The 24935-nt window shown below is 63.2% G+C and carries 25 protein-coding genes; 8 read left to right on the forward strand and 17 right to left on the reverse strand.

What is annotated here, in order from left to right; all coding sequences use genetic code 11:
- Positions 1-33 precede the first annotated feature (33 nt).
- From atpG to argC, 16 genes are all read right to left on the reverse strand, one after another.
- Positions 34-915, reverse strand: coding sequence for a F0F1 ATP synthase subunit gamma (gene atpG / locus RBB39_RS17390; protein ID WP_045992708.1), 882 nt, complete (start codon positions 913-915; stop codon positions 34-36).
- Between the two features lie 77 nt (positions 916-992).
- Positions 993-2537, reverse strand: coding sequence for a F0F1 ATP synthase subunit alpha (atpA, locus tag RBB39_RS17395; protein ID WP_045992709.1), 1545 nt, complete (start codon positions 2535-2537; stop codon positions 993-995).
- Positions 2538-2553: 16 nt separating this feature from the next.
- Positions 2554-3093: a F0F1 ATP synthase subunit delta gene (locus RBB39_RS17400; protein ID WP_045992710.1), complete on the reverse strand. Its 540-nt coding sequence runs from the start codon at positions 3091-3093 to the stop codon at positions 2554-2556.
- An 11-nt stretch (positions 3094-3104) separates the two neighbouring features.
- The gene (locus RBB39_RS17405; RefSeq protein ID WP_045992711.1) at positions 3105-3575 is read right to left on the reverse strand and encodes a F0F1 ATP synthase subunit B; all 471 of its coding nucleotides are present in this window, start codon (positions 3573-3575) and stop codon (positions 3105-3107) included.
- A 66-nt stretch (positions 3576-3641) separates the two neighbouring features.
- Positions 3642-3890: a F0F1 ATP synthase subunit C gene (atpE, locus tag RBB39_RS17410; protein ID WP_045992712.1), complete on the reverse strand. Its 249-nt coding sequence runs from the start codon at positions 3888-3890 to the stop codon at positions 3642-3644.
- A gap of 79 nt (positions 3891-3969) precedes the next feature.
- On the reverse strand, positions 3970-4833 hold the full coding sequence (atpB, locus tag RBB39_RS17415) for a F0F1 ATP synthase subunit A (RefSeq protein WP_045992713.1): 864 nt from the start codon (positions 4831-4833) through the stop codon (positions 3970-3972).
- Positions 4834-4846: 13 nt separating this feature from the next.
- Positions 4847-5206, reverse strand: coding sequence for an ATP synthase subunit I (locus RBB39_RS17420; RefSeq protein WP_231498561.1), 360 nt, complete (start codon positions 5204-5206; stop codon positions 4847-4849).
- Positions 5207-5484: 278 nt separating this feature from the next.
- Positions 5485-6408 (reverse strand): ParB/RepB/Spo0J family partition protein, encoded by a 924-nt coding sequence (locus tag RBB39_RS17425; RefSeq protein ID WP_045992715.1) that lies wholly within the window; start codon positions 6406-6408, stop codon positions 5485-5487.
- 66 nt (positions 6409-6474) lie between these two features.
- Positions 6475-7245 (reverse strand): ParA family protein, encoded by a 771-nt coding sequence (locus RBB39_RS17430; protein WP_045992716.1) that lies wholly within the window; start codon positions 7243-7245, stop codon positions 6475-6477.
- 75 nt (positions 7246-7320) lie between these two features.
- Entirely contained in the window at positions 7321-7989 is a 669-nt protein-coding gene (gene rsmG / locus RBB39_RS17435) for a 16S rRNA (guanine(527)-N(7))-methyltransferase RsmG (protein WP_045992717.1), read from the reverse strand.
- Entirely contained in the window at positions 7986-9881 is a 1896-nt protein-coding gene (mnmG, locus tag RBB39_RS17440; protein WP_045992718.1) for a tRNA uridine-5-carboxymethylaminomethyl(34) synthesis enzyme MnmG, read from the reverse strand. The genes rsmG and mnmG overlap by 4 nt, the downstream gene beginning before the upstream one ends.
- A gap of 540 nt (positions 9882-10421) precedes the next feature.
- Complete coding sequence (locus RBB39_RS17445) at positions 10422-11192, reverse strand: amino acid ABC transporter ATP-binding protein (RefSeq protein ID WP_045992719.1); 771 nt, start codon at positions 11190-11192, stop codon at positions 10422-10424.
- A 28-nt stretch (positions 11193-11220) separates the two neighbouring features.
- A complete protein-coding gene (locus tag RBB39_RS17450; RefSeq protein WP_045992720.1) occupies positions 11221-11892 on the reverse strand; it encodes an amino acid ABC transporter permease in 672 nt (223 codons plus the stop codon).
- A 164-nt stretch (positions 11893-12056) separates the two neighbouring features.
- On the reverse strand, positions 12057-12812 hold the full coding sequence (locus RBB39_RS17455) for a transporter substrate-binding domain-containing protein (protein ID WP_045992721.1): 756 nt from the start codon (positions 12810-12812) through the stop codon (positions 12057-12059).
- 221 nt (positions 12813-13033) lie between these two features.
- The gene (gene erpA / locus RBB39_RS17460) at positions 13034-13387 is read right to left on the reverse strand and encodes an iron-sulfur cluster insertion protein ErpA (protein ID WP_045992722.1); all 354 of its coding nucleotides are present in this window, start codon (positions 13385-13387) and stop codon (positions 13034-13036) included.
- A 169-nt stretch (positions 13388-13556) separates the two neighbouring features.
- Positions 13557-14591, reverse strand: coding sequence for an N-acetyl-gamma-glutamyl-phosphate reductase (argC, locus tag RBB39_RS17465; protein ID WP_045992723.1), 1035 nt, complete (start codon positions 14589-14591; stop codon positions 13557-13559).
- 263 nt (positions 14592-14854) lie between these two features.
- Here argC and RBB39_RS17470 point away from each other — a divergent pair, with 263 nt between their 5' ends.
- The 5 genes from RBB39_RS17470 (at position 14855) to RBB39_RS17490 (ending at position 20817) form a co-directional block, all read left to right on the forward strand.
- Positions 14855-16807, forward strand: coding sequence for a chloride channel protein (locus tag RBB39_RS17470; protein WP_045992724.1), 1953 nt, complete (start codon positions 14855-14857; stop codon positions 16805-16807).
- Positions 16808-16816: 9 nt separating this feature from the next.
- On the forward strand, positions 16817-17248 hold the full coding sequence (gene hemJ, locus RBB39_RS17475) for a protoporphyrinogen oxidase HemJ (protein ID WP_045992725.1): 432 nt from the start codon (positions 16817-16819) through the stop codon (positions 17246-17248).
- 35 nt (positions 17249-17283) lie between these two features.
- Positions 17284-18096 carry a hydroxymethylpyrimidine/phosphomethylpyrimidine kinase gene (locus RBB39_RS17480; RefSeq protein ID WP_045992726.1) on the forward strand — a complete coding sequence of 271 codons (813 nt, stop codon included), beginning with the start codon at positions 17284-17286 and terminating at the stop codon, positions 18094-18096.
- A gap of 174 nt (positions 18097-18270) precedes the next feature.
- The gene (gene hemL / locus RBB39_RS17485) at positions 18271-19563 is read left to right on the forward strand and encodes a glutamate-1-semialdehyde 2,1-aminomutase (protein ID WP_045992727.1); all 1293 of its coding nucleotides are present in this window, start codon (positions 18271-18273) and stop codon (positions 19561-19563) included.
- Between the two features lie 12 nt (positions 19564-19575).
- On the forward strand, positions 19576-20817 hold the full coding sequence (locus RBB39_RS17490) for a bifunctional aminoglycoside phosphotransferase/ATP-binding protein (RefSeq protein WP_045992728.1): 1242 nt from the start codon (positions 19576-19578) through the stop codon (positions 20815-20817).
- A gap of 160 nt (positions 20818-20977) precedes the next feature.
- Here RBB39_RS17490 and RBB39_RS17495 read toward each other — a convergent pair whose 3' ends face one another.
- On the reverse strand, positions 20978-21649 hold the full coding sequence (locus RBB39_RS17495; RefSeq protein WP_045992729.1) for a LuxR C-terminal-related transcriptional regulator: 672 nt from the start codon (positions 21647-21649) through the stop codon (positions 20978-20980).
- Positions 21650-21977: 328 nt separating this feature from the next.
- Here RBB39_RS17495 and rdgB point away from each other — a divergent pair, with 328 nt between their 5' ends.
- Genes rdgB through RBB39_RS17510 form a run of 3 tightly spaced genes read left to right on the forward strand, consistent with a single transcriptional unit; the run spans position 21978 to position 24471 of the window.
- Positions 21978-22589, forward strand: a complete 612-nt coding sequence (rdgB, locus tag RBB39_RS17500) for an RdgB/HAM1 family non-canonical purine NTP pyrophosphatase (protein WP_045992730.1) — start codon at positions 21978-21980, stop codon at positions 22587-22589.
- Positions 22589-23758 carry a radical SAM family heme chaperone HemW gene (hemW, locus tag RBB39_RS17505; RefSeq protein ID WP_045992731.1) on the forward strand — a complete coding sequence of 390 codons (1170 nt, stop codon included), beginning with the start codon at positions 22589-22591 and terminating at the stop codon, positions 23756-23758. Before rdgB ends, hemW begins: the two co-directional genes overlap by 1 nt.
- Positions 23759-23796: 38 nt before the next feature.
- Positions 23797-24471, forward strand: coding sequence for an OmpA family protein (locus tag RBB39_RS17510; protein WP_045992732.1), 675 nt, complete (start codon positions 23797-23799; stop codon positions 24469-24471).
- Positions 24472-24935: the final 464 nt, after the last annotated feature.

Below are 24935 nucleotides of genomic sequence, written 5' to 3' on the forward strand. Positions count from 1 at the left end.
CTCTCTAATACCTGCAAATGAAACCTGCATGCCTTAAACAGCGGCGGCACCGCCAACGATCTCGGAGATTTCCTGGGTAATGGCCGCCTGACGGGCCTTGTTGTACACCAGCTCCAGATCGTCGATCAGATTGCCCGCGTTGTCGGTCGCGCTCTTCATGGCAACCATGCGTGCCGCCTGCTCGCACGCTGTGTTCTCGACCACCGCCTGATACACCTGCGCTTCAACGTAGCGCACGAGCAGGCTGTCGAGCAGCGCCTTGGCATCCGGCTCATACAGGTAGTCCCAGCTGCTGGGACGCTTGTTCTCGTCGTCTTCCTCGACCTTTGCGGTGTCCTCGGTCAGCGGTAGCAGCTGACGGACGACCGGCTTCTGGGTCATGGTATTGACGAATTCGTTGTGCACCACGTAAAGACGATCCAGCTTGCCTTCATCGTAGGCATCCAGCATCACCTTCACGCTGCCGATCAGATCATCAAGACTCGGCGTTTCCCCCAGGCCACTCTTGGCGGCGACCAGGCTTCCCCCATACTTGCGGAAGAAGCTGCTGGCCTTGCTGCCGAGGGCACAGAAGTCGAGCTCGGCGCCCTTCTCGTGCCACGCCTGAGCGTCCTTGACCGTCGCCTTGAACAGGTTGACGTTCAAGCCGCCACAGAGACCACGATCGCTGGAGACGACGATGTAACCGACGCGCTTGGCCTCACGCTCTTCCATCCACGGATGCTTGTATTCCGGGTTGGCCTGGGCGAGATGACCCACCACGTGACGGATCTGTTCGGCGTAAGGCTTGCTCGCCGACATCCGTTCCTGGGTCTTGCGCATCTTCGACGCCGCCACCATCTGCATCGCATTGGTGATCTTCTGCGTGTTCTTGATGCTCGCAATCTGCGTGCGAATCTCTTTTCCGACTGCCATGGCGATCTACCCTTGTTCGGTGACCCTCAGAATCCTGTTCGACCATCTGGCCCGCCTTGCGGCGGGCCAGTGGACGCTTACCAGCTCTGAGAGGACTTGAACTTCTCGAGACCCTGCTTCAGGCCGTCCTTGATCTCGTCGTTGTAGTCGCCAGACTCGTTGATCTTGTCGAGCAACTCGCCGTGCTCGGACTTCATGTACTCGTGGAGTGCATGTTCGAAGTCCAGCACCTTGTTGACGTCGACGTCGTCCAGGAAGCCTTCGTTGGCGGCAAACAGGGAGATCGCCATCTCGGCAACCGACATCGGCGAGTACTGCTTCTGCTTCATCAGCTCGGTGACGCGCTGACCGTGCTCGAGCTGCTTGCGGGTGGCTTCGTCCAGGTCGGAGGCGAACTGGGAGAAGGCCGCGAGCTCGCGGTACTGGGCCAGAGCCAGACGCACGCTGCCGCCGAGCTTCTTGATGATCTTGGTCTGTGCCGAGCCACCCACACGAGACACCGACAGACCGGCGTTGATGGCCGGGCGGATGCCTGAGTTGAACAGGTCGGTCTCGAGGAAGATCTGACCGTCGGTGATCGAGATCACGTTGGTCGGAACGAAGGCAGACACGTCGCCGGCCTGGGTCTCGATGATCGGCAGTGCGGTCAGCGAGCCGGTCTTGCCCTTCACTTCACCGTTGGTGAACTTCTCGACGTAGTCGGCGTTGACACGCGCGGCACGCTCGAGCAGACGGGAGTGGAGGTAGAAGACGTCGCCAGGGAAGGCTTCACGGCCCGGCGGACGACGCAGCAGCAGGGACACCTGGCGGTAGGCCACGGCCTGCTTGGACAGATCGTCATAGACGATCAGCGCGTCTTCACCGCGGTCGCGGAAGTACTCGCCCATGGTGCAGCCGGAGTAGGCGGCGAGGAACTGCATCGGGGCCGGATCGGCGGCGCCGGCGGCGACCACGATGGTGTGCTCCATGGCGCCGTGCTCTTCGAGCTTGCGCACCACGTTGGCGATGGTCGACTGCTTCTGACCGATGGCCACGTAGACACAGGTGACGCCGGTGCCTTTCTGGTTGATGATCGCATCGATGGCGATCGCCGACTTACCGATCTGACGGTCGCCGATGATCAGCTCACGCTGACCGCGGCCGATCGGCACCATGGCATCGATGGACTTGAAACCGGTCTGGATCGGCTCGTCGACGGACTGACGAGTGATGACGCCAGGTGCGACCTTCTCGACCGCGTCGGTTTCCTTGGTGCCCAGGTCGCCCTTGCCGTCGATGGGGTTACCGAGGGCGTCGACCACACGGCCGCGCAGTTCGGGACCCACCGGCACCTCGAGGATGCGACCGGTACACTGGGCAGTCATGCCCTCTTCCAGCTGCAGGTAATCACCCAGAACCACGGCACCGACGTTGTCGCGCTCGAGGTTCAGGGTCATCCCGAAGATGCCGCCGGGGAATTCGATCATCTCACCGAACATTGCGTCGGCGAGGCCGTGAATCTGCACGATACCGTCAGATACGCTGACGATCGTGCCCTGATTACGGGCTTCGGATGCGACGTCAAGCTTCTCGATACGCTGCTTGATGATGTCGCTGATCTCGGAAGGATTCAGTTGCTGCATGCCATGTCCCTCAGACTCAGGCGGAAAGGGCTTCCTGGAGGCGGTTCAATCGACCACGTACCGAACCGTCGATGACGGTGTCGCCGGCACGCAGGATCACGCCGCCCAGGAGCGTCTTGTCCACCTGAGTGGTAATGGAGATTTCGCGGTTCAGACGCTTGGCCAGTGCACTCGCGAGCGATTGTTCCTGGGCTTCGGCCAGCGGGAAGGCGGAAACAATTTCCACCTCTACCCGCTTTTCCTGCTGGGCCTTGAGCACCTCGAACTGCTCGGCGATGGCGCCGAGCGCCGCCAGGCGACCCTTCTGGCCGACCAGGCGAACGAAGTTCTTGAGGTCGTCATTGACGGCGTCACCACAGACGTCGACGACAACATCAGCCTTCTGTGCGCTGGACAGCTTGGGATTGCCGAGCACCCGGGCGCGCATGTCGTCGTCGCCGACGACCTGCGCGACCCTGGCCAGCATGCCGGACCATTCGTCGAGCGCGTCCTTGGCCACGGCGTGCTCAAAGGCAGCCTTGGCGTACGGGCGAGCGATAGTTGACGTTTCCGCCATGGGGCACCTCCTCAGAGCTCTTTGGCGAGTTTGTCGACGATGGCAGCGTGCTGCTTCTCGTCGATGGAGGACTCCAGGATTCGCTCAGCGCCCAGGACCGCCAGACGGGACACCTGTGCGCGCAGGTCTTCCTTCGCGCGTGCCACTTCCTGCTCGATCTCGGACTTGGCCTTGGCAATCATGCGCTCGCCTTCAAGGCGGGCGTCTTCGCGTGCCTGCTCGAGCTTCTGGTTGGCCTGTTTCTGGGCCTGTTCCAGGATCTCGGCCGCCTCTTGCTTGCTCTTGCGCAGGGTCTCGTCGGCCTCTTTCTCGGCCACCTCGAGATCACGCGCCGCACGGCTGGCAGCATCCAGACCATCGGCGATCTTCTTCTGGCGTTCCTGCAGAGCTTGCATGACCGGCGGCCATATAAACTTCATGCAGAACCAGACGAAGAACGCAAAGGCGATAGCCTGGCCGACTAGGGTAAGGTTCAGGTTCACGCCAGCACCTCTCGCGTTACGGGTTTGGGGTTAACGGATCGACGGCTCGGGACGAGCGGTCGGACATTAACCGACAAACGGGTTAGCGAAGGTGAAGAACAGCGCGATACCAACACCGATCATGGTCACGGCGTCCAGCAGGCCGGCGACGATGAACATCTTGACCTGCAGCATCGGAACCATTTCCGGCTGACGTGCAGCGCCTTCCAGGAACTTGCCGCCGAGGATACCGAAGCCGATGGCGGTGCCGAGTGCACCCAGGCCGATCAGCAGGGACACGGCGATGGCGGTCATACCCAGAACTTGTGCTTCCATGGTGGTCTCTCCAGTTTTTAGTTGAAACTAAGGTTTATCAGTGGGTTAGGGTTAAGGGTTTAGGGTTGAAGCGAAACCGTCAGTGCTTCTCCACCGCCATGCTCATGTAGACGATGGTCAGCATCATGAAGATGAAGGCCTGCAGGGTGATGACCAGGATATGGAACACCGCCCAGGTGAAGTGCAGCGGCAGCTGCCACAGGCCGATCATCGCGATCAGGATGAAGATCAGCTCACCGGCGTAGAGGTTGCCGAACAGTCGCAGGGCCAGGGAGATCGGCTTGGCGATCAGGGTCACGGTCTCGAGCAGGAAGTTGACCGGGATGAACAGCGCCTGGACCAGCTTGTTGGGTGAGTTGAACGGGTGCAGGGTAAGCTCACCGATGAAGCCGGAGAAGCCCTTGGCACGAATGGTGTAGAAGATGATCAGGCCGAACACGGACAGCGCCATGCCGAGGGTGGCATTGACGTCGGTGGTCGGCACCACCTTGAAGTAGACGTGGGCCGGGTCCGCGCCGAACAGGGCGCCGATCTTGGCCGCCAGCAGCGGCAGGAAGTCCACCGGCACCAGGTCCATCAGGTTCATCAGGAAGACCCAGCAGAAGATGGTCAGCGCCAGCGGCGCGATCAGCTTGCTCTTGCCGTGGAAGGTGTCCTTGACCGAGTTGTCGACGAACTCGACCATCAGCTCGACAAAGTTCTGCAGCGCACCAGGCACGCCGGTGGTAGCGGTGTTGGCCGCCTTCTTGAACAGCCACAGGAAGATCAGACCGAGACCGACGGACCAGCCGAGGGTATCGAGGTGAACGGCCCAGAAGCCCATGTCGGAAGCTTCCTGGGCGGAATGGGCGATCGACCAGCCATTGTCCGGGTGCAGCCCGAAGGTCAGGTTCTGCAGGTGGTGCTGGATATATTCCGTCGGAGTCGGATTCGTGCCTGCCATGTCTGCCTCGTTGTCAGGTGTGCGACGGTCGTTTCACCAGCCAGGGCCCCAGCCAATGAACGAACAGCGTCACCACATAAGCGCCAAAGAAAAAAGTCGGGTTTGAGGGAGGCACTGCGATGAACACCAGGGTGAACAGCGCCGCCGTCAAACCGAACTTGCCGGCTTCCGCACGATAGAAATTGTTGACGATGGCCTTGGAGTAGCGTGCGCCCTGCGCCCGGAACACACACCAGGCAAAGAACACATTGGGCAAAAAGGCCACCAGCCCGCCCAGGGCCGCCGAGGAAGCGCCGGAGATACCGTCGATGCCAGCCGCCGCAACGCTGGTCAGCGCCAGCACAGCGAGCTGTGCCATCAGCAGGCGCTGCACCTGGGGTCGTTGGATCCTGGCCGCCAAGTGTTTCTCCCGACGCGCCTCTTGGCGCGAACTCGTCATCCATCGTGATCGCCGGCGACAGACCACCGGCAGACTCCGGCGCGATTATAGGGAAGCCCCCTAACGGCTTCAACCAAAGACGTGACGATTTGTCGTCACTTCGCGCTGGCTTACGACCAAATGCGGAGAAAAGGCCGCTAAAGTGATTAGCGACCTAAGTGGTTTACTGCGCTGATACGCGCAACCCGGTCGCTGTCTCTGGTCGTCGCCACTCAGCGGATGTGGCCCAGGATGCCGTCGAGCTCGTCGAGGCTCGAGTACTGGATGGTGACCTTGCCCTTGCCGGCCTTGCCGTGGCTGATCTTGACCGGGGCGCCGAGCAGATCTGCCAGACGGGTCTCCAGCCGGGCCACGTCCTGATTCGGCGCAGTCTTGGCGGCCTTTGGCTTGCCATTGGCCAGTTGCTTGACCAGCGCCTCGGTGGCGCGCACGGTCAGGTCCTTGTTGACCACCTCATGGGCCGCCTTGCGCTGCTTGGCCGCCGGCAGGGTCAACAGGGCGCGGGCATGGCCCATGTCCAGGTCACCGCGTTCGAGCAGCGTCTGCACCTCGGGGTCCAGCGCCAGCAGGCGCAGCAGGTTGGTCACCTGGGTACGCGAACGGCCCACGGCGTCGGCGACCTGCTGCTGGGTCAGTTCGAATTCGTCGAGCAGACGCTTGAGCGCCAGCGCTTCCTCCACCGGGTTGAGGTTCTCGCGCTGGATGTTCTCGATCAGTGCCAGCGCCAGGGCCACCTCGTCGGTCACCTCGCGGATCACCGCCGGGATGACGTCCAGTTCGGCCAGCTGGGAGGCCCGCCAGCGGCGTTCACCGGCGATGATTTCATAGCGGTCGGGACCGATCGGACGCACCACGATGGGCTGCATCACGCCCTGGGCGCGGATCGAGTCGGCCAGCTCCTCCAGCGCTTCGGGCTGGATATCGCGCCTTGGCTGGTAGCGTCCACGGCTGAGCTGGCCCAGCGGCAGGCGCTCCAGACGTTCCTCCGGCGCGGGAGGCGGCACCACCGTGGCGTCTTCGTCGCCGTCGGTCGTCAGCTCGGCATCCACCTCGGGCAGATCGAGGCTCTCGCGGCGGCGGGCACCGGCCCCGATCAGCGCATCCAGTCCTCGTCCCAGGGCGCGTTTGCGCGTCATCGATTCATCCTCATCACAGCACGCTCAAAAATTCGACACTGCTGGCCCTTGCCACCCTGGCCGGGGCTACAGCGACAGCCGACGAATCAGTTCCTTGGCCAGCACCCGGTGGGCCTGGCTGCCCCGCGAGAAGCGTGCGTACTTGGTGACCGGCAGGCCGTGACTCGGCGCCTCGGCAACCCGCACGTTGCGTGGAATGGTGGTCTTGAGCAGGGCATCGCCGAAGTAGTCCCGCAGCTGCTTGCTGACGTCCCGGGTCAGGCTGTTGCGGGCATCGAACATGGTGCGCAGGATCCCGAAGATCTCGAGGCCCGGGTTCACGCTGTCCTTGATCTGCTCGACGGTGTCGAGCAGCGCCGACAGGCCTTCCAGGGCATAGAACTCGCACTGCAGCGGTATCAGTACCCCATCGGCGGCGGTCAGCGCATTGACGGTGAGCATGTTCAGCGACGGTGGGCAGTCGATCATCACCACGTCGTACTCGCCGGCGACTTCGTCCAGCGCCTTGGCCAGCGCCCGCTCGCGGCCTTCACCACGATCGAGCAGCTCGACCTCGGCGGCGGTCAGGTCGCCATTGCCGGGCAGCAAGGCGTAGCCCGCCTCGGGGCAGTCGAGGATGACCTCCACCGGGCGCTTGTCGCCCAGGATGACGTCGAGCACGCTGCCCTCGAGGCTGTGCTTGTCGACACCACTGCCCATGGTGGCGTGGCCCTGGGGATCGAGATCGACCAGCAGTACGCGGCGATCCAGCGACGCCAGACTGGCGGCCAGGTTGACGGCAGAGGTGGTCTTGCCGACCCCACCCTTCTGGTTGGTCAAGGCGATGATTTTGGTCACGACGTCATCCTTGCGTGGAAATTCTCGGGTGGCTGGTGGCGGCAAAATCGTGAAAACCGAACCCCAAGCCCGAGCCTAGCGGCCCCCGGCCTCGGGTTCCAGCATAACCAGTTCTCGACCCGCTGACTCGTACGGCACCCTCAACGCATGGCGCGAGACACAGCGCACGTCGTCCTCCAGGCGTTCAAGCTCGCCGTCCACCGCCGGTCCCTTCATCGCCAGCCACTGGCCGTGGGGCGCCAGCAGCGGCCGGGTCAGCTCGACGAAGTCCTCGAGGCTGGCAAAGGCCCGCGAGATCAGTTGATCGAACCCGCCGTCGGCCGGGGTATAGGCTTCCACTCGCGCCTGGATCGGGGTCACCCGGGCGAGCCCAAGTTCCATCACCGCCTGACGCTGAAAGCGTACCTTCTTGCCGTTGCTGTCGAGCAGGCTGACGTCGAGCTCGGGGTTGAGGATCGCCAGCACCAGGCCGGGCAGGCCAGGCCCCGCACCCACGTCGAGCACCCGTGGGCCCTTGACCCAGGGCAGCACCGCGGCGCTGTCGAGCACGTGGCGAGAGACCATGTCCAGCGGATCGCGTACCGCCGTGAGGTTATAGGCCCGGTTCCACTTGTGCAACAGACCCACCAGGGCCAGCAGCTGGTCAAGCTGGACGGCGGTGGCCGTAATCTCGAGGGCGGCAAGGCCCTCGCTCAAGCGCTCGTGCAGTCGCTGCTGCAGGGCCGGGGACATCGCCTGACTCATCCGCTGGCCACCTCGCGATCATCGAGCAACCGGCGTTTCTTGAGGTGAATCAGCAGGATCGATACCGCCGCCGGGGTCACCCCGCTGATCCGCCCGGCCTGGGCCAGGGTCTCCGGGCGCGCCTCGGCGAGCTTCTGGCGAATCTCGTGGGACAGCCCCTCGACTCGGCTGTAGTCGAGATCGGTCGGCAGGGCCATGGACTCGTGACGCTTGAGCTTGTCGATCTCGTCCTGCTGACGATCGATGTAGCCCTGGTACTTGGCCTGGATCTGGACCTGTTCGGCGACCGTCTCGTCGCTCACCGGCTCACCCTTGGCTGCAGCCACGTCGGCATAGCCGAGTTCCGGGCGCTTGAGCAGGTCCATCAGGCTGTACTCGCGGGCCAGCGGCTTGCCGGTGATTCGCTCGATGTCGGCGGCGGCATCGGTCCCGGGCTGCACCCAGGTCGCCTTGAGCCGGGCGCTCTCGCGCTCCACCGCTTCACGCTTGTCGCTGAACCGCGCCCAGCGCTCATCGTCCACCAGCCCCAGTGCGCGACCGTGTTCGGTCAGGCGCATGTCGGCGTTGTCCTCACGCAGCAACAGCCGGTACTCGGCGCGGGAGGTGAACATCCGGTAGGGCTCCTTGGTGCCCAGGGTGATCAGGTCATCCACCAGCACCCCGAGGTAGGCCTCGTCGCGGCGCGGACACCAGGCGTCGAGCGCCTTGGCGCGACGCGCGGCGTTGAGCCCGGCGAGCAGGCCCTGGGCCCCCGCTTCCTCGTAGCCGGTGGTGCCGTTGATCTGGCCGGCGAAGAACAGGTTGTGGATAAATTTGGTTTCCAGCGAGTGCTTCAGGTCCCGCGGATCGAAGAAGTCGTACTCGATGGCGTAGCCCGGACGGGTGATATGGGCCCGCTCGAGACCTTCGATGGAGCGCACCACCTTGAGCTGCACGTCGAAGGGCAAGGAGGTCGAAATACCATTTGGGTATAGCTCATGGGTATCCAGACCCTCCGGCTCGACGAACACCTGGTGGCTGGTCTTGTCGGCGAAGCGGTGGACCTTGTCTTCGATGGACGGGCAGTAGCGCGGCCCGACCCCTTCGATCACCCCGGAGAACATCGGCGAGCGATCGAGATTGTCGAAGATGATCTCGTGGGTGCGCTCGTTGGTATGGGCGATGTGGCAGCTGACCTGGCGCGGATGCATGTCCCGCGATCCCAGGTAGGACATCACCGGAGTCGGACTGTCGCCCGGCTGCTCCTCGAGACGCGAGAAGTCGACGCTCTTGGCATCGATGCGCGGCGGGGTGCCGGTCTTCAGGCGATCGACCCGAAACGGCAAGGCGCGCAGACGCTCGGCCAGGGCATTGGAGGGCGGATCCCCGGCACGACCACCACGGCTGTTGTCCAGCCCGATGTGGATCACCCCGCCGAGGAAGGTGCCGGTGCACAGCACCACGGTTTCGGCCAGGAATCGCAGTCCGGTCTCGGTGACCACGCCGCGCACGGTGTCCTGGTCGACGATCAGGTCGCCGGCGGCCTGCTGGAACAGCGTCAGGTTCGGCTGGTTTTCCAGCATGCCACGAATCGCGGCCTTGTAGCGCACACGATCGGCCTGGGCACGGGTCGCCCGTACCGCGGGGCCCTTGCGGGCGTTGAGCACGCGAAACTGGATCCCGCCCAGGTCCGTCGCCAATCCCATGGCGCCGCCGAGGGCGTCGATTTCCTTGACCAGATGACTCTTGCCGATCCCGCCGATGGCGGGATTGCAGGACATCTGGCCCAGGGTCTCGATGTTGTGGGTCAACAGCAGGGTCTGGCAACCCATGCGGGCAGAGGCCAGGGCAGCTTCCGTTCCAGCATGGCCACCGCCGATGACGATGACGTCAAAGCGGTCGGGATACTCCAAGGTTCACCTCGTTCGGCGCAGCGCGCCAGCGGTCTGGATATTGGGTTCGTACGAAAAATAGCCGGCCAGTATAAACCCTCCTGTGGGTAAACGTCAGGGTTTTCCACACCCCGTCTGTCAGGCAGGAGCTTCACTTACCTACCTATAAAAAAATAAAAGAATAAGAAAGGAAGTTCTGTAGTGGTTGTAACTACTGGTGTGGACACTTTCTGTGGAAAAACCATTTAAATCTACAAAAAACAAATAGGTACAATGTTGATCCTTTGTTGAACAAGGGACGTACCAGCGTTTGATGGCGTGTTATCTGCCTGTGGACACAATCACGACTTGCCCACAGGGCTCGGCTTCCACCAGTTATCCACCGAGCTCGGGGGCGGTTGTCACCGCGACGGTGAACAACTCGCCGACTTGCCCACAGCCCCCGTGGCAGTGGGCTTCGCAGCCAAATGTGAAAAATCTTGTCCACAGCCCCAAAAAGCCAAAAAAACGCCCTGTCGATCACTCGACAGGGCGTTTGAGAGGCTCGAACGGGCGGTTTTTTCAGTGCTTGAGCACTCGCGCCAGGAAGCTCTGGGTACGTTCATTCTGCGGATTGTCGAAGACTTCTTCGGGCTTGCCCTGCTCGACGATCTCACCCTTGTGGATGTAGATCACGCGGTCGGCGACCTCCCGGGCGAAGCCCATCTCGTGGGTCACGATCATCATCGTCATGCCTTCTCTGGCGAGCTCACGCATGGCGTCGAGCACCTCACCGATCATCTCCGGGTCCAGCGCCGAGGTGGGCTCGTCGAACAGCATCAGACGGGGCTCCATGGCCAGTGCGCGGGCCAGCGCCACGCGCTGCTGCTGACCGCCGGAGAGCTGGGTCGGGTACTTGTCGGCCTGGTCCTTGATGCCGACCCGATCGAGCAGCCGTTCCGCGGTGGCCTCGGCCTTGTCACGGCTTTCGCCGCGCACCTTCATCGGGGCCAGGGTGACGTTGTCACGCACGCTGAGGTGAGGGAACAGGTTGAACTGCTGGAACACCATGCCGACCTCGGTGCGGATGGTCTGCAGCGCCTGGCTGGCCTTGCCGTCGGGCTTGAGGTCGTTGCCGTCGACCCTGAGGGCGCCCTGCTGGAATTCTTCCAGGCCATTGACGCAGCGGATGAGGGTCGACTTGCCGGAGCCACTGGCGCCGATGACGACCACCACTTCGCCCTGGGCCACCTCAAGGTCGATGTTCTTGAGCACGTGCAGCGAGCCGAAGTGCTTGTTGAGTTTGTCGATACGGACGATGGGCTCGCCCTGGGCGTGAGAGGCTGGGTTCATGTCGGAATTTTCCATGGGATGTTGCACCTCACTGGCCCACCAGGCCCTTGCGCTCGAGCATGCGCAGGGCGAAGGACAAGGAAAGGGTGATGGCAAGATAGAGCAGCGCCACCATCAGATAGACCTCCAGGGCGGTGAAGGTGGTGGCGATGTAGATCTGGCCCTGGCGCACCAGCTCGCCAACGCCGATGACGGCGAACAGCGAGGTGTCCTTGATGCTGATGATGGCCTGGTTGCCCAGCGCCGGGATCATGCGGCGGAAGGACTGGGGCCAGATGATGTAGCGGAAGGTCTGGCGGCGGGACAGGCCCAGCGACAGGCCGGCCTCGCGCTGGCCGCGCTCGATGGACTGCACACCACCGCGCACGATCTCCGAGATGTAGGCGCCGGAGTTGACGGCGATGGCAGCGATACCTGCGGTGACCGCATCGATGGGGCCACCAAGGATGCTCGGCAGGCCATAGAAGATGAACAGCACCTGTACCAGTACCGGGGTGCCGCGGAAGATTTCGATGTAGGCCACGGCGGGAACACGCAGCCAGGCGCTCGGGGAAATGCGCAACAGGCCGAAGATGATGCCGATGACAAAGCCGATGGCCAGACCGCCGAAGGAAATCAGCAGGGTATAGGGGATGCCGGTCAGCAGCTGGGGGATGGAGGACAGCGCCGCCGACCAGTCGAATTGGAAGTTGACGTCCACGAGTGGGTCTCCGTCATGCACGTGAAATCAGGACAAGGCGAAAGGCCTTGATGCCGGGGTCGAGACAGTGCCTCGGGGTGACGTCCGGGTAACACCAAGGGGGCCGGTCGTGTACCGGCCCCCATGAATCCCAGGTCGGTTGCCCAGGTCGCTATGGACTGCGATCACTCGCTGGTGGAACCAAACCACTTGGCGTGGATCTCGTCGTAGGTGCCGTCTTCCTTCATCGCCGCCAGGGCCTCGTTGACCGGCTCTACCCACTCGCTGCCCTTGACGAAGACGATGCCGTACTGCTGGCCTTCGTACAGCGGACCAACGACCTTGACCTTGCCTTCGCCACGGGTCTGGGAGAAGTAGCCGACGTTGGGGGCGTCGTAGAAGGCGGCATCGACGCTGCCGCCGAGCAGGGCCATGTACATGTCGCTGGTGCCCGGATAGGGGGTGATCTCGGCGTCCTCGCCCAGGTTTTCCTGGAGGAAGTCATAGCTGGTGGAGCCGATCTTGGTGCCGATACGCATACCGGACAGGTCATCGATCTCGCTGACGCCTTCTTCGTCGGCGTTGACCAGGATCTTCAGACCGCTGTCGTAGTAGGGGTCGGAGAAGTCGACGATCTCGGCACGTTCGTCGGTGATGGTGATACCGGCGATGGCGATGTCGACGTTACCGGTCTGGACGGCGGGAATGATGCCGTTGAAGTCCATGGTGCGCAGTTCGTATTCGAAACCGGCACGCTCGGCCAGCTCGGCAATGATGTCCATGTCGAAGCCGACCATTTCGCCGGATTCCTGGTCCATCATCTCGAACGGCACGAAGCTCGGGTCGGTGGCCACGTTCAGGGTCTCGGCCTGAGCGCTGCCGATGACACCGAAGGTGAGCAGGGCGGAGGTAAGAGCGGCAGAAGTAAGGGCGGTTTTCATGATTTTCCCCAGTTGACGTTATTGTGAAATCCTCAACTACCATGGCGAGTTGCGGGGAAGGGGTCAAGTTGGGGGAGAATCCGCTGGGCCAACGCTGGCGGCGCCACAACACAATGCAAGACGCAGCCGGGAGGCTGCGTCGAGGGTGGCATCAAGGGCTGCATCAAGCGCTATCTGGAAAGGCGTGTTGCTGTCGCGTCGGCTGACGCGCAGCAAGGTCGCTACACCATAAAGGAGGCGCCGCAACCACAGGTGGTGGTGGCGTTGGGGTTCTGCACCAGAAAGCGTGCGCCGGCCAGGCCTTCCTCATAGTCGATGGTGGAGCCGACCAGGTACTGGTAGGACAGCGGGTCGACCACCAGCGAGACATCGCCGAAGGAAATCTCGGTGTCGTCGTCGTTGACGCCGTCGGCCACGTCGAAGCCGTACTGAAATCCCGAGCAGCCGCCTCCCGTGACATAGACGCGCAGGGCGATGTTGCTGGCGCCGTCTTCGGCCATCAGTGCCTTGAGTCGGCGCTGGGCGTTGTCGGACAGCAGTAGCGGGGTGGGGACAAAGGATTCGGCACCGCTCATGAGAGCTCCCGGGGTCGAGAAACAGGGTCAAAGCGGTCGATGTCGCCGATCAGCCGACGTCGACCGCATCGGTCATTATCCCCAAGCCAGAGTAAAAGGGTCAACTTTTCCTCGGAGGTAAGGCGCCTGGTACGTCGACATCCCCCCGCAGCAAGCGGGGGGATAGACCTCAGGGCATCATCGCCGGGGCGTCGAGACCAGCGGTCTCGTCGAAGTCGAACATCAGATTGAGGGCGTGGATGGCCTGGCCGGAGGCACCCTTGACCAGGTTGTCGATGACGGCCAGCACCACCACGGTGTCGCTGTTGCCGGGGCGATGTACGGCGATGCGGCAAAGGTTGGCGCCCTTGACGCTACGGGTCTCGGGGTGGCTGCCGGCGGGCATCACGTCGACGAAGGGCTCGTTGGCGAAGCGGTCTTCGAACAGACGCTGGAGATCACCGGGGTCGCCGGTCAGGCGCCCGTACAGGGTGGCATGGATGCCGCGGATCATCGGCGTCAGGTGGGGCACGAAGGTCAGCCCGACCTCACCCCCGGCGGCGTCGCCGAGCCCCTGGCGAATTTCCGGCAGATGACGATGGCCGGAGGCGCCGTAGGCCTTCATCGATTCACTGGCCTCGGCGAGCAGCGAGGGCACCTTGGCGCCACGGCCGGCACCGGTGACGCCGGACTTGCAGTCGGCGATCAGGTGGTCGGCGTCGATCAGCCCGGCTTCCAGCAGCGGCAGAAAGCCAAGCTGCACCGCGGTGGGATAGCAGCCGGGGACGGCGATCAGGCGGGCCTGGCGAATCTGATCGCGGCTGACCTCGGGCAGGCCGTAGACGGCTTCCTCGAGCAGACCCGGGGCGCCGTGAGGCTGGCCGTACCAGTCGGCCCAGACGCCGGCGTCGCGCAGGCGGAAATCGGCTGACAGATCGATCACCCGGGTGCCTCGCTCCAGCAGGTCGCCGGCCAGCGCGTGGGCGACGCCGTGGGGCGTGGCGAAGAACACCGCATCGCAGCGCGCCAGGCGCTCCGGGTCAGGCTCGGAAAAGCGCAGCTCGTCGTAGTGACCTCGCAGGTTGGGATAGAGTTCGGCCACGCCGAGGCCGGCTTCGCTTCGTGAGGTGATCGCGTCCACCTCCACCTCGGGGTGGCGCGCCAGCAGCCTGAGCAGTTCGACGCCGGTGTAACCGGTGCCGCCGACGATTCCAACCTTGATCACGTAACGCTCCTTTGCACTTTGCTGTTTCAGCGCATTGCCATGGAAATGTGGCCGCCCGCAAGGCGAGCCGAATGGCCTGGCCACAGGCCTGCCTGGAGATTCTCGGGCCAGGCGATGGGGGTTCCGAGAGACGACGATGACGGCGGCCTGGGTGCCAAGTCACGTTCTATGATACACAAGAGATAGTCACCTAAGGTAAGCCTGCCTTTCATCTTGCGTCAGGGACTCGACCCTTCGCTCTCAAGGAAGCGACCCACACCTCCATGCGCCTGCCCGATCTCAGTCTTGATGCCTTCCGTCGCCAGCTGGCGAGCGTCGACGCCCTGCCGCAACTGTGCGTGCTGGGGGTGGTGACGGGGCTGATCACCGGCAGTCTGATGGTGGTCTTCCGGCTGGCGTTGATGGTCGGCGCCATGCTGGTGATGCCCTACGACGATCCCGAAGCCTTCGAGCAGTTGTCTACCGGCCTGCGCATGGTGCTGCCGATCATCGCGGTGACGGTGATTGGTGTGCTGCTGTGGCGTCAGCCACTGGCTGCCCGCAAGATCGGCGTCAGCCATGTGATCGAACGCCTGACCTATCACCAGGGCCGCTTTCCGCTGCGCAACTGGTTGAACCAGTGGTGGGTGGGGGTGGTGTCGGTGGTCGGGGGGCTATCTGCCGGGCGCGAAGGCCCGGCGATCCACCTGGGCGCCGCCGCCTCCAGTGGCCTCGGCCAACTGCTGCGCCTGCCCCACAACAGCCTGCGGGTGCTGGTGGCCTGCGGCACCGCGGCAGGTATCGCCGCCTCCTTCAATACGCCCATCGCCGGGGTCATCTTCGCCATGGAGGTGGTGATGATGGAATACACCATCGTTGGCTTCATGCCGGTCATCCTGGCGGCCTGCATGGGAGCCCTGGTCTCCCAGCTGGTCTATGGCGCCGATCCTGCCTTCGCGGTTCCCGATCTGTCGATGGGCTCGCTGTTCAATATCTACTGGATCGCTGCCATGGCCTTCGGTATCGGTCTGCTGGCGGGGCTGTTCATCCATGTCTCGCGCTCGGAGCGCATCGCCAGTCTGCCGCTGTGGTGGCGCCTGGCACTGGTCGGTGCCCTGGCGGCGCTACTGGCCTGGTGCTACCCCCAGGTCCAGGGCATCGGCTACGACAGCCTGTCCGATGCGCTGTTCAATCGTTTGACGCTGGATATTCTGATGGCGCTGGTGCTGGGCAAGCTGCTGCTGACTGCCTTCGCGGTAGGCTGCGGGGTGCCGGTGAGCATCATCGGCCCGGTGCTGGTGGTCGGCGCGGCCGCCGGGGCGCTGTTCGGCATTGCCGGGGGTTGGATGTGGCCGGACAAGGCGGCAGACCCTGGGCTATTCGCGATGATCGGCATGGCGGCGATGATGGGGGCGGTGCTGCAGGCGCCGCTGGCGGCGCTGATGGCGCTGCTCGAACTGACCCATATGCCGCATATTCTGTTGCCGGGCATGCTGGCGGTGGTGGTGTCCTGCCTGACCGCGCGCCAGCTGTGTCGCTGTGACGGCTTCTTTATCAGCGTCAAGCGCCATGGTCTGCACCCCCTTCAGCAACCGTTGATGCAGGCGTTGTCGCGGGTGTCGGTGCCGGCGGTGATGGAGCGCAGCCTGGTGCGCACCAGGCGACGGATCTCGGAGACCCAGGCTCGGGCATTGCTCGAGGCCAAACCGGTGTGGATCATCATCGAACGTTCCACCGACGACAAGCCGACCCTGGCGCTGAAGGCGGCCGACCTGGCGCGTTATCTGCTCGAGCAGCAGGAGCAGGAGCAGCAGCAGGGACAGCGGGAGAAACAGGAACCCAAGGCGGCGCCGGAAGATCAACGCGAAGCCAGCGACGACAATGCCGCCATGGAGGTGTTGATGGACAAGGGGGGCGCCCCCGGTGGCCAGGCGGATGTTATCGCGGGCAAGAACGTCGATCGCTCGCCACCGCCGGTGTCACCAGCGGCGGCCAGCCCCGATGAAGACAAGGAGGCGTTGCTGGACCTACTGGAAATCCCCGGCCAGCGACTGGACCTGGTGGCCATCCACCTGCAGGCGACCCTGACCGAGGCGCTGAACGTGCTGAACGAAAGCAAGGTGGATGGACTCTACGTGGAACACGGCTATCGACCGAAGCAGAAGCGAATTTCCGGTATCATCACCCGGGATGCCATTGAGCGGTACTACCGCCTGTCTGATCCATCCACAGCCTGAGGAGTCGCCATGTATCTGTGGATAAAAGCCTTTCACCTGATGTCGATCGTGACCTGGTTCGCCGCCATGTTCTATCTGCCACGGCTCTACGTGTACCACGCCATGGCCCGGGACAAGGGCGAGTACGCCAGCATGGATACCTTCATGGTGATGGAACGCAAGCTCTATCGCGGCATCATGACACCTTCGATGGTGGCGGTATTGCTGCTGGGGGCCCTGCTGGTGTGGTTGAACCCGGCCCTGATGAGCCAGGGCTGGCTGCACGCCAAGCTGGCGCTGGTGGTGGCGCTGGTGGCCTATCACCATGTCTGCCTGATCTACCTGAAGCAGCTGGCCGAGGATCGTTGCCGTCGCAGTGCCACCTTCTTTCGTGTGTTCAATGAACTGCCGGTGCTGGCACTGGTGGCTATCGTGATCCTGGCCGTGGTGAAACCCTTTTGAATAGCCTGAGTCCTTCGACTTCGCCCCACCTGCCGATGGTGCTGGTGCTGGCCGGGCATGACCCGACCGGCGGTGCCGGCCTGGTGGCCGACGCCGAGAGCGTGGCCGCCTGCGGAGGCTGGGCGCTGACCGTGCCTACCGCACTGACGGTACAGGACCTCGTCGACGTCCAGGCGGTGCACCCGGTGCCGGCCTCGACCATTCGCCAGGCGGCCGCAGCGCTGGAGAGCCTGCCGATCGCGGCGATCAAGATCGGTTTGATCGCCGACCTCGAGGCGCTGGACGCGGTGGTCGATTTGGTGCGCCGCCGGCCCGGTGTGCCGGTGGTTGCCGATCCGGTGCTTAAGGCGGGGGGCGGATCACCGCTTGCGACCCAGGAGCTGATCGACGCCTACTTCGAGCGTCTGCTGCCGAGGGTCGATATCCTGACCCCCAATCGCGGCGAACTGGCACGCCTGGCCGGGCTCGACTACCAGGATGATACCGAGCGCTGTGTCAGTCTGATGCACCAGGGCTGTCAGGCGGTGCTGGTGACCGGCACCGATGATCCCCAGGGCCAGACGGCCAAGGGGCGTGTCGCCCATACCCTGCATACTCCGGACAGCGATCGTCAGTGGACCTGGCCCCGCTTGCCGGCGACCTTCCATGGTTCCGGTTGTACCCTGGCCGCTGCCGTGGCTACGCGACTGGCGGCGGGAGAAAGTCTGGTGCAGGCTTGTGAGCAGGCTCAGGTGTTTGCCTGGCAGGCGCTGGCCCATGGCTGGACGCCCGGCCAGGGGCAGTCGTTGCCTCGCCGGCTGTGGAAAATGCCGACGCCGCGCTTTTCGCCGGACGAGGTCAAGGTATGATGGCGACACGGCAGTCGGCATGAGAGACCCCGATCAGCCCCTGTTGGAAGGTATTGGCGCCCAATTCACCGGGTTATCCCATGCCCTCCACAGGGTTATCCACAGGCGGTGTCGCGCTGAATCGATGTCTGTGGCATCGATGATTGAATTTCACTTTTGGGCAAAGAGGTTGCCATGACCACATCCGCTGAGCTCTTCGAACAGGCCTGTCGGCACATTCCCGGTGGCGTCAACTCACCGGTGCGCGCGTTCAAGGGGCTGCATCGTCCGCCGGTGTTCATGGAGAGCGCAAAGGGCGCCTACCTTTTCGATGTCGAAGGCAAGCGCTACGTCGACTACGTGGGCTCCTGGGGACCGATGATCACCGGCCATGCCGATCCCGACGTGCTGGGCGCGGTGCGCGAGCGCCTCGACAAGGGCCTGTCCTTCGGTACCCCGACTGCGGTCGAGACCACCATGGCGGAGCTGATCTGCGAGATCATTCCGAGCATCGAGATGGTGCGCATGACCAACTCGGGCACCGAGGCGACCATGTCGGCGATTCGCCTGGCCCGTGGCTTCACCGGGCGGGACAAGATCGTCAAGTTCGAGGGCAACTACCATGGTCACAGCGATTCGCTGCTGGTCAAGGCGGGGTCCGGCGCGCTGACTCACGGTGAGCCCAGTTCTCCCGGGGTGCCTGCCGCTCTGGCCGAACATACCATCACGCTGTCCTACAATGACATCGACGAGGTGGAGCGCTGTTTCGAGGAGATCGGCAGTCAGATCGCCTGCATCATCGTCGAGCCGGTGGCCGGCAACATGAACTGCATCCCGCCGAGTGCCGACTTCCTCAAGACCCTGCGCCAGGTCTGTGACCGCCACCAGAGCGTACTGATCTTCGACGAGGTGATGACCGGTTTCCGTGTCGCCCTGGGCGGCGCCCAGGCACACTTTGGCGTGACCCCGGATCTGACCTGTCTCGGCAAGATCGTCGGTGGCGGCATGCCGGTGGGTGCCTTCGGTGGCAGCCGCGAGATCATGAGCGAACTATCGCCGCTGGGACCGGTGTACCAGGCCGGCACCCTGGCCGGTAATCCGCTGGCCATGGCGGCGGGGGTGGCACTGCTGACCAAGCTGAAAGAGCCGGGCTTTCACAAGGCCCTGGCGCAGCGTGTCGAGACCCTGTGCAACGGGCTTGAAAGCCGGGCACGCGAGGCTGGTATCGACATGATCACCCAGCGCGTGGGAGGGATGTTCGGGGTATTCTTCACCGCCCAGAGCAGCGTCGAGAACTTTGCCCAGGCCACCGCCTGTGACGCCGATGCCTTCCGCCGTTTCTTCACCGCCATGCTCGAGCAGGGAGTCTACCTGGCGCCGTCGGCCTACGAGGCTGGCTTCATGTCCAGTGCACACACGCCGGAGGATATCCAGGTGACCCTGGACGCTGCCGAGAAAGCCTTCGCCCAGATGACGACCCAGGCCTGACAGGAGCCGACCATGACTGGCAATGACGCCGCTTCGCCGGACACCGCGCTGGAGCCATTTACCCTGGAAGAACTGCTGGACGCGCTGGCCGAGTTTCACGCCGAGCCGTTGCCGCCGGAGAGCGATTTGCCGGAACCGCTGACGGTGCTCAAGCACCGCAGCGAGGCCGAGTTCTCGGCCTGTCGATCCCTGCTGACCGGGGACGAGGACGTCGAGCGCCTGGACGCCCTCAAGGTGTGGCTGGATCAGGAATTCGATCGTCTCGCTCCGATCATCGAGGTGCGCAAGGATCGCCTGCGTCCCAGCCGTTGGTACATGGAGTACTCCGATGTACGTCTGTGTGACAACGGGCGTCTGGTAGTCGCCCAGAGTGCCGCCCAGGATCCCAAGCCCTTCGACTATCCCGAGATGGCAGATCCCGGCCATGACCTGGCGAGTCTCAGGGTGGAACTCGAACTGCGTGGCGAGATGACGCTCTCCCATCAGGCTCTGGATGGCTATCTACGTCGCAGTGGCGACTACGAGCTGGCACGGATCCTGTCACTGTTGCAGGTCATCGAGTCCATGGCGGGCATGCGCCGTGCGCTGCAGCGTCGCCAGGTGAGCGGCCAGGAGCGTCCGTCGCTGATGGCCGAGACCATGAACAGTTTCCGCCGCTACCTGACCCTGGCGGAGCGCCACGCGGAGTTCCGCTTTCCGCCGCTGGTGATCGGCGTCGGGGTGTCGGGCAGCGGCAAGAGCCGCTTCACCCGTACCCTGGTGGGACGCCAGGGGGCGGTGCGACTGAGCTCTGATGTTCAGCGCCTGGTGCTGCATGGATTCAATCCACAACAGGGTAGTGACGATCTGCCTGTGGATATCTATACCCGCGAGGCCACCGACAAGACCTACCAGCGCCTGGCCGCCTGCGCCGGGATTCTGCTGGACGCCGGTTACATGGTCTGTGTCGACGGCACCTTCCTCGAGCGCAAGCAGCGCGAGCTGTTGCGCTGGCAGGCCGAGGCCCGGGGACTGCCAGTGCTGCTGGTAAGCTTCGAGGCCGACGACGAGACGCTAAGACGTCGCATCAGCAAACGTGCGGTGCGCAATGAGCGAGACGAATCGTTGAGCCTGGCGGTGCTGGCGGCGCAGCAGGACGCCTTCGAAGACTTCACCGACGAGGAACGCCTGCACCTGGTGCGGCTGGACAGCACGGCCGACAACGCGGCGGAGACCTTGGCCAGCCTGATCGAAGAGCACATACGCGTGCTGTAAGAGAGCAGCCAGGTATCTTTCTCCACCAACAAGGACGCCGGCGATGCCGGCGTCCTTGTTGGCTGCACCTGTGTTGTCGATGCAGTCGCTTCATTCCGTTGCTCGATCTCGGCCGAAAGGCGTCTGTGCCCCCGTCGTTCCAGGGCTCGGTCGTCGAGCCTTAGCGTGTCGCAGTGGAGCGTCGAGGTGGCGGCGCGCCGAGATTCTGGCGTGCCCAGTTGACCGCCTGCAGGCGATTGCTGACGCGAATCTTCTTGAACACGTTGTACAGGTGAGACTTTACGGTGTGTTCGCTGACGCACAGGCGTTCGGCAATTTCCATGTTGGAGGCGCCGGAGCCCAGCAGGCCGATGATCTCCATCTCGCGCTGGGTCAGGCCACAGGCCGGTCGATAGGCATTGAGCTGCTGGCGGCGGGAGAACTCGATCAGGCGAGTCATCAGTGAGCGCGACATCCACAGATCGTCGGTCTCGAACAGCTTGGCGATGCCCTTGCAGATACTGTCGAGGCTGTCCTGACGATAGAAGACCCCTCGCAGATGCATGAAGGACAGCACCTCCAGCGCATGTTCTTCGTCACGCAGGTTGAAGGCGGTGAGCAACAGGCCGCTGTGGCGTGCACTGACATCCTGCCAATGCTGCATGGCGGCGTCGTCGACGTGGTCGGCGTCCATCAGTACCAGCACCTGCTGACTGTCATCGATCTCGATGGTGTCGGCGGGGGCGGCGATGGAGACAGGGCAGTGGAATTGGTCCTTGATATAGTTGATGAAGAGCAGTGACTGAGGGTTGTGGTCAGTCACCAGCACTATCTGTCCTGTGTTGTTGCTCATCGTCGTGTCTCCGTGCACCCGCAGACGCCTGCTGACAGGGATGGGTATGACTAGTAAGTGGTGACCATTATGGGCCTATTTCATTCATTTTGTAAGGTTCTGTAACTACTGCACAGTAAAGTTAGGCTTGATACACGGTTGTACCGAAATATTTCATACCTTGGTCCTAGAAAATAGCGAATTTTCGGACAGTTTCCCGGTATTTTTTGAATCTTTTTTCCAACTTTGTGCTTAAACGGCATTCAAACCGCGCATGATAGAGTATAGGCAAACATGCCGGCATAGTGCCGACGTGTCTTCTATCGAACTACCCATCAAGAGCGACGCCATGAGTCAACTTACCGAACTGGTGCTGGCCAGTGGAAACGCCGGCAAGCTCAAGGAACTGGGCGCGCTGCTGGCGCCACTGGGCATCAAGGTTCACGCCCAGTCGGAGTTTGCCGTTCCCGAGGTCGAGGAAACGGGACTGACCTTTGTCGAAAATGCCCTGCTCAAGGCGAGGGAAGCCAGCCGTATCAGCGGCCTGCCGGCGCTCGCCGACGACTCCGGGCTCGCCGTGGATGCACTCGATGGTCGCCCCGGTATCTATTCCGCCCGCTTTGCCGGTGAACCCAAGGACGACGGTCGCAATAACGACAAGTTGCTCGAGGCCATGGCCGAGGTGCCCGAAGGGAGTCGTGGTGCCAGCTACTGGTGCGTGCTGGTGCTGCTCGAGCATCCCGAGGATCCAGTGCCACTGATTGTCCAGGCCGACTGGCGTGGCGAGATCCTGGCCCATCCGCGCGGTGAGGGCGGCTTTGGCTATGACCCACTGTTCTGGCTGCCGGATCAGGGCGCCAGCGCCGCCGAACTCGGCGCGGCGGAGAAGAACCGACTGAGTCATCGCGGTCGCGCCCTCTCGGCACTGCTGCTCGAACTCGAGCGTCGGTCGAGTTCGTGATGGTGTCTCGTCTTCCGCCGCTGGCGCTGTATGTCCATGTGCCCTGGTGCGTGCGCAAGTGTCCCTACTGTGACTTCAATTCCCACGGTGTCGGGCGCGGCGCCGAACTCCCCGAACAGGCCTATCTGGCGGCTTTGATCGACGACCTGCGCAGCGATGCCAGGCTTGCCGACGGACGCGAGCTGGTCAGCATCTTCATCGGCGGCGGCACCCCGAGTCTGATGTCTGGAGATTTCTATCGCCGATTGCTGGATACGGCGAGCCAGCTGGTGCCTTTCGCCTCGGATATCGAAATTACGCTGGAAGCCAACCCGGGGACGCTGGAGCGTGGCCGCTTTGCCGACTATCGCCGTGCCGGCATCAACCGGCTGTCGCTTGGCGTGCAGAGTTTTCACGACGAACAGCTCTCGGCGCTGGGTCGTATCCATGGCGGCGAGGACGCCGAGCGCGCCTTCGATGAGGCTCGCCGAGCCGGATTCGACAATCTCAATCTGGACTTGATGCATGGCTTGCCGGGGCAGACCCCGGAGCTCGCGCTTGCCGACCTGGAGAGGGCCATCACGCTGGCGCCGGAACACCTGTCCTGGTATCAGCTGACGCTGGAGCCCAATACCGAGTTTCATGCCAAGCCACCGCGGCTACCGGAAGAAGAGGTGCTGTGGGATATCCAGGACCTGGGCCACGAGCGTCTCGAGGCGGCAGGGTTTCAACGCTATGAGATCTCGGCCTACTCGAAGCCCGGGCGTCGGGCGCGTCACAACCTCAACTACTGGCGCTTCGGCGACTATCTGGGGATCGGCGCCGGTGCCCACGGCAAGATCAGCCAGCCGGGCGAGTCGGGCTTCCACATCGAGCGTCGCTGGAAGACTCGCCAGCCCGAGGCTTACCTGCGGCGACATCAGGACCCACGGGGTTTCGTGGCCGGTCACCGGCGGGTGAAGCCCGACGAGGTGGCGCTGGAATTCGCGATGAACGCACTGAGACTGGTCGACGGGGTATCGCTGGATACCTGGTGTGCACACACAGGACGCTCTGTGGCAGAGTTGTCGCCAAAGATCGACAAGGCGCGTGAAAAGGGACTTATTGTGCAAGACGCCGCCAGGGTTCAAGCTTCTGCGCAAGGTCTATTATTCTTGAACGACCTTTTGACCCTGTTCAGCGAAGACTGAAAGGGATGATGTACCACATGGAAGGAGACGTTGACGCCATGAGCAGCAAGACTCGACTGATCGCCCCGCTGGCAGCCGCCGTGATTCTGGCTGGCTGCTCCACAACGGATCCTTACACTGGCCAGACCGATCGCAACAACACCGGCATTGGCGCCGCTGTGGGTGCCGCCGTCGGTGCCGCTGCCGGTGCCATCAGTGGCGACGGCAGCACCAGCAAGCGTGACCGTGCCTTGATTGGCGCCGCTGCGGGCGCCGCCGTGGGCGGTGGCATCGGTGTCTATATGGATCGCCAGGAAGAACAGCTGCGTCAGAGCATGCAGGGTACCGGGATCGACGTGGAGCGCCAGGGTGACAACATCGTGCTCAACATGCCGAGTAGCGTGACCTTCGGCTTCGACTCCGCCGACCTGACCGGCGGCGCCACTAGCGCCCTCAACGACGTGGCCAACGTGCTGACCCAGTATCCGGAAACCCGCGTCAATATCGCCGGCCACACCGACTCTACCGGCGACGCCAGCTACAATCAGCGTCTGTCCGAGCGTCGTGCTCAGTCGGTGGGTAGCTACCTCCAGGGGCAGGGTGTCGCCTCCGGTCGTCTGTATGTGAGCGGCTACGGTGAAAACCAGCCGATCGCCAGCAACAACACCGAAGAAGGTCGTGCCCAGAACCGTCGCGTCGAGATTACCCTGACGCCGACCGGCCAGCAGGGGTAAGGCGACTCGGCTGCCTGTATGAGGGAGGCCCACCTCGATGGGGTTCTCTCGCTTGCGTCGATAGCCCGTAGCTGAAGTCGCGACGTTGCAGCGACTGCAACGGCAAGGCCCGCACCTCTCGACAGAGGCGCGGGCCTTTTCGATACCTGCCTTTCTCTTCATTCCTGCCCGGTCTCTCCAGGACCCGCTAGGGCTTGTCTGAAAAGTGCCTGCGCTCGGTAATACGGCGTTAAAAATCGGATCAAAATGCTCATTTACACCCCGTAAACTGCGCTTTCTCACCGATTTTTGCCTTGTCTAACCTTCGCTCGTCGACTTTTCGGACAGCGCCTAGATCTCTCCAGGACTCGCTAGATTTCTCCTGGTCTGGCCTGGTCTCGCCCAAGCCCTGCTGCTGCCTCAACCTTGGTCACAGCGATAACTGGCGATGGCTCCATGATGTTCAACGGCTCGGGTTCGTGGGG

The sequence above is a fragment of the Halomonas sp. MMSF_3323 genome (genome assembly GCF_030733595.1).
In the GTDB taxonomy this organism is placed as follows: Bacteria; Pseudomonadota; Gammaproteobacteria; order Pseudomonadales; family Halomonadaceae; genus Halomonas; species Halomonas litopenaei.

Excerpts from the sequence above, each read along its gene's own strand:
- atpG (WP_045992708.1), bottom strand. The coding sequence starts at position 915 with ATGGCAGTCGGAAAAGAGATTCGCACGCAGATTGCGAGCATCAAGAAC.
- atpA (WP_045992709.1), bottom strand. The coding sequence starts at position 2,537 with ATGCAGCAACTGAATCCTTCCGAGATCAGCGACATCATCAAGCAGCGT.
- RBB39_RS17400 (WP_045992710.1), bottom strand. The coding sequence starts at position 3,093 with ATGGCGGAAACGTCAACTATCGCTCGCCCGTACGCCAAGGCTGCCTTT.
- atpE (WP_045992712.1), bottom strand. The coding sequence starts at position 3,890 with ATGGAAGCACAAGTTCTGGGTATGACCGCCATCGCCGTGTCCCTGCTG.
- atpB (WP_045992713.1), bottom strand. The coding sequence starts at position 4,833 with ATGGCAGGCACGAATCCGACTCCGACGGAATATATCCAGCACCACCTG.
- RBB39_RS17425 (WP_045992715.1), bottom strand. The coding sequence starts at position 6,408 with ATGACGCGCAAACGCGCCCTGGGACGAGGACTGGATGCGCTGATCGGG.
- rsmG (WP_045992717.1), bottom strand. The coding sequence starts at position 7,989 with ATGAGTCAGGCGATGTCCCCGGCCCTGCAGCAGCGACTGCACGAGCGC.
- RBB39_RS17445 (WP_045992719.1), bottom strand. The coding sequence starts at position 11,192 with ATGAACCCAGCCTCTCACGCCCAGGGCGAGCCCATCGTCCGTATCGAC.
- RBB39_RS17455 (WP_045992721.1), bottom strand. The coding sequence starts at position 12,812 with ATGAAAACCGCCCTTACTTCTGCCGCTCTTACCTCCGCCCTGCTCACC.
- erpA (WP_045992722.1), bottom strand. The coding sequence starts at position 13,387 with ATGAGCGGTGCCGAATCCTTTGTCCCCACCCCGCTACTGCTGTCCGAC.
- RBB39_RS17470 (WP_045992724.1), top strand. The coding sequence starts at position 14,855 with ATGCGCCTGCCCGATCTCAGTCTTGATGCCTTCCGTCGCCAGCTGGCG.
- hemJ (WP_045992725.1), top strand. The coding sequence starts at position 16,817 with ATGTATCTGTGGATAAAAGCCTTTCACCTGATGTCGATCGTGACCTGG.
- RBB39_RS17480 (WP_045992726.1), top strand. The coding sequence starts at position 17,284 with ATGGTGCTGGTGCTGGCCGGGCATGACCCGACCGGCGGTGCCGGCCTG.
- hemL (WP_045992727.1), top strand. The coding sequence starts at position 18,271 with ATGACCACATCCGCTGAGCTCTTCGAACAGGCCTGTCGGCACATTCCC.
- RBB39_RS17490 (WP_045992728.1), top strand. The coding sequence starts at position 19,576 with ATGACTGGCAATGACGCCGCTTCGCCGGACACCGCGCTGGAGCCATTT.
- RBB39_RS17495 (WP_045992729.1), bottom strand. The coding sequence starts at position 21,649 with ATGAGCAACAACACAGGACAGATAGTGCTGGTGACTGACCACAACCCT.
- rdgB (WP_045992730.1), top strand. The coding sequence starts at position 21,978 with ATGAGTCAACTTACCGAACTGGTGCTGGCCAGTGGAAACGCCGGCAAG.
- hemW (WP_045992731.1), top strand. The coding sequence starts at position 22,589 with ATGGTGTCTCGTCTTCCGCCGCTGGCGCTGTATGTCCATGTGCCCTGG.
- RBB39_RS17510 (WP_045992732.1), top strand. The coding sequence starts at position 23,797 with ATGAGCAGCAAGACTCGACTGATCGCCCCGCTGGCAGCCGCCGTGATT.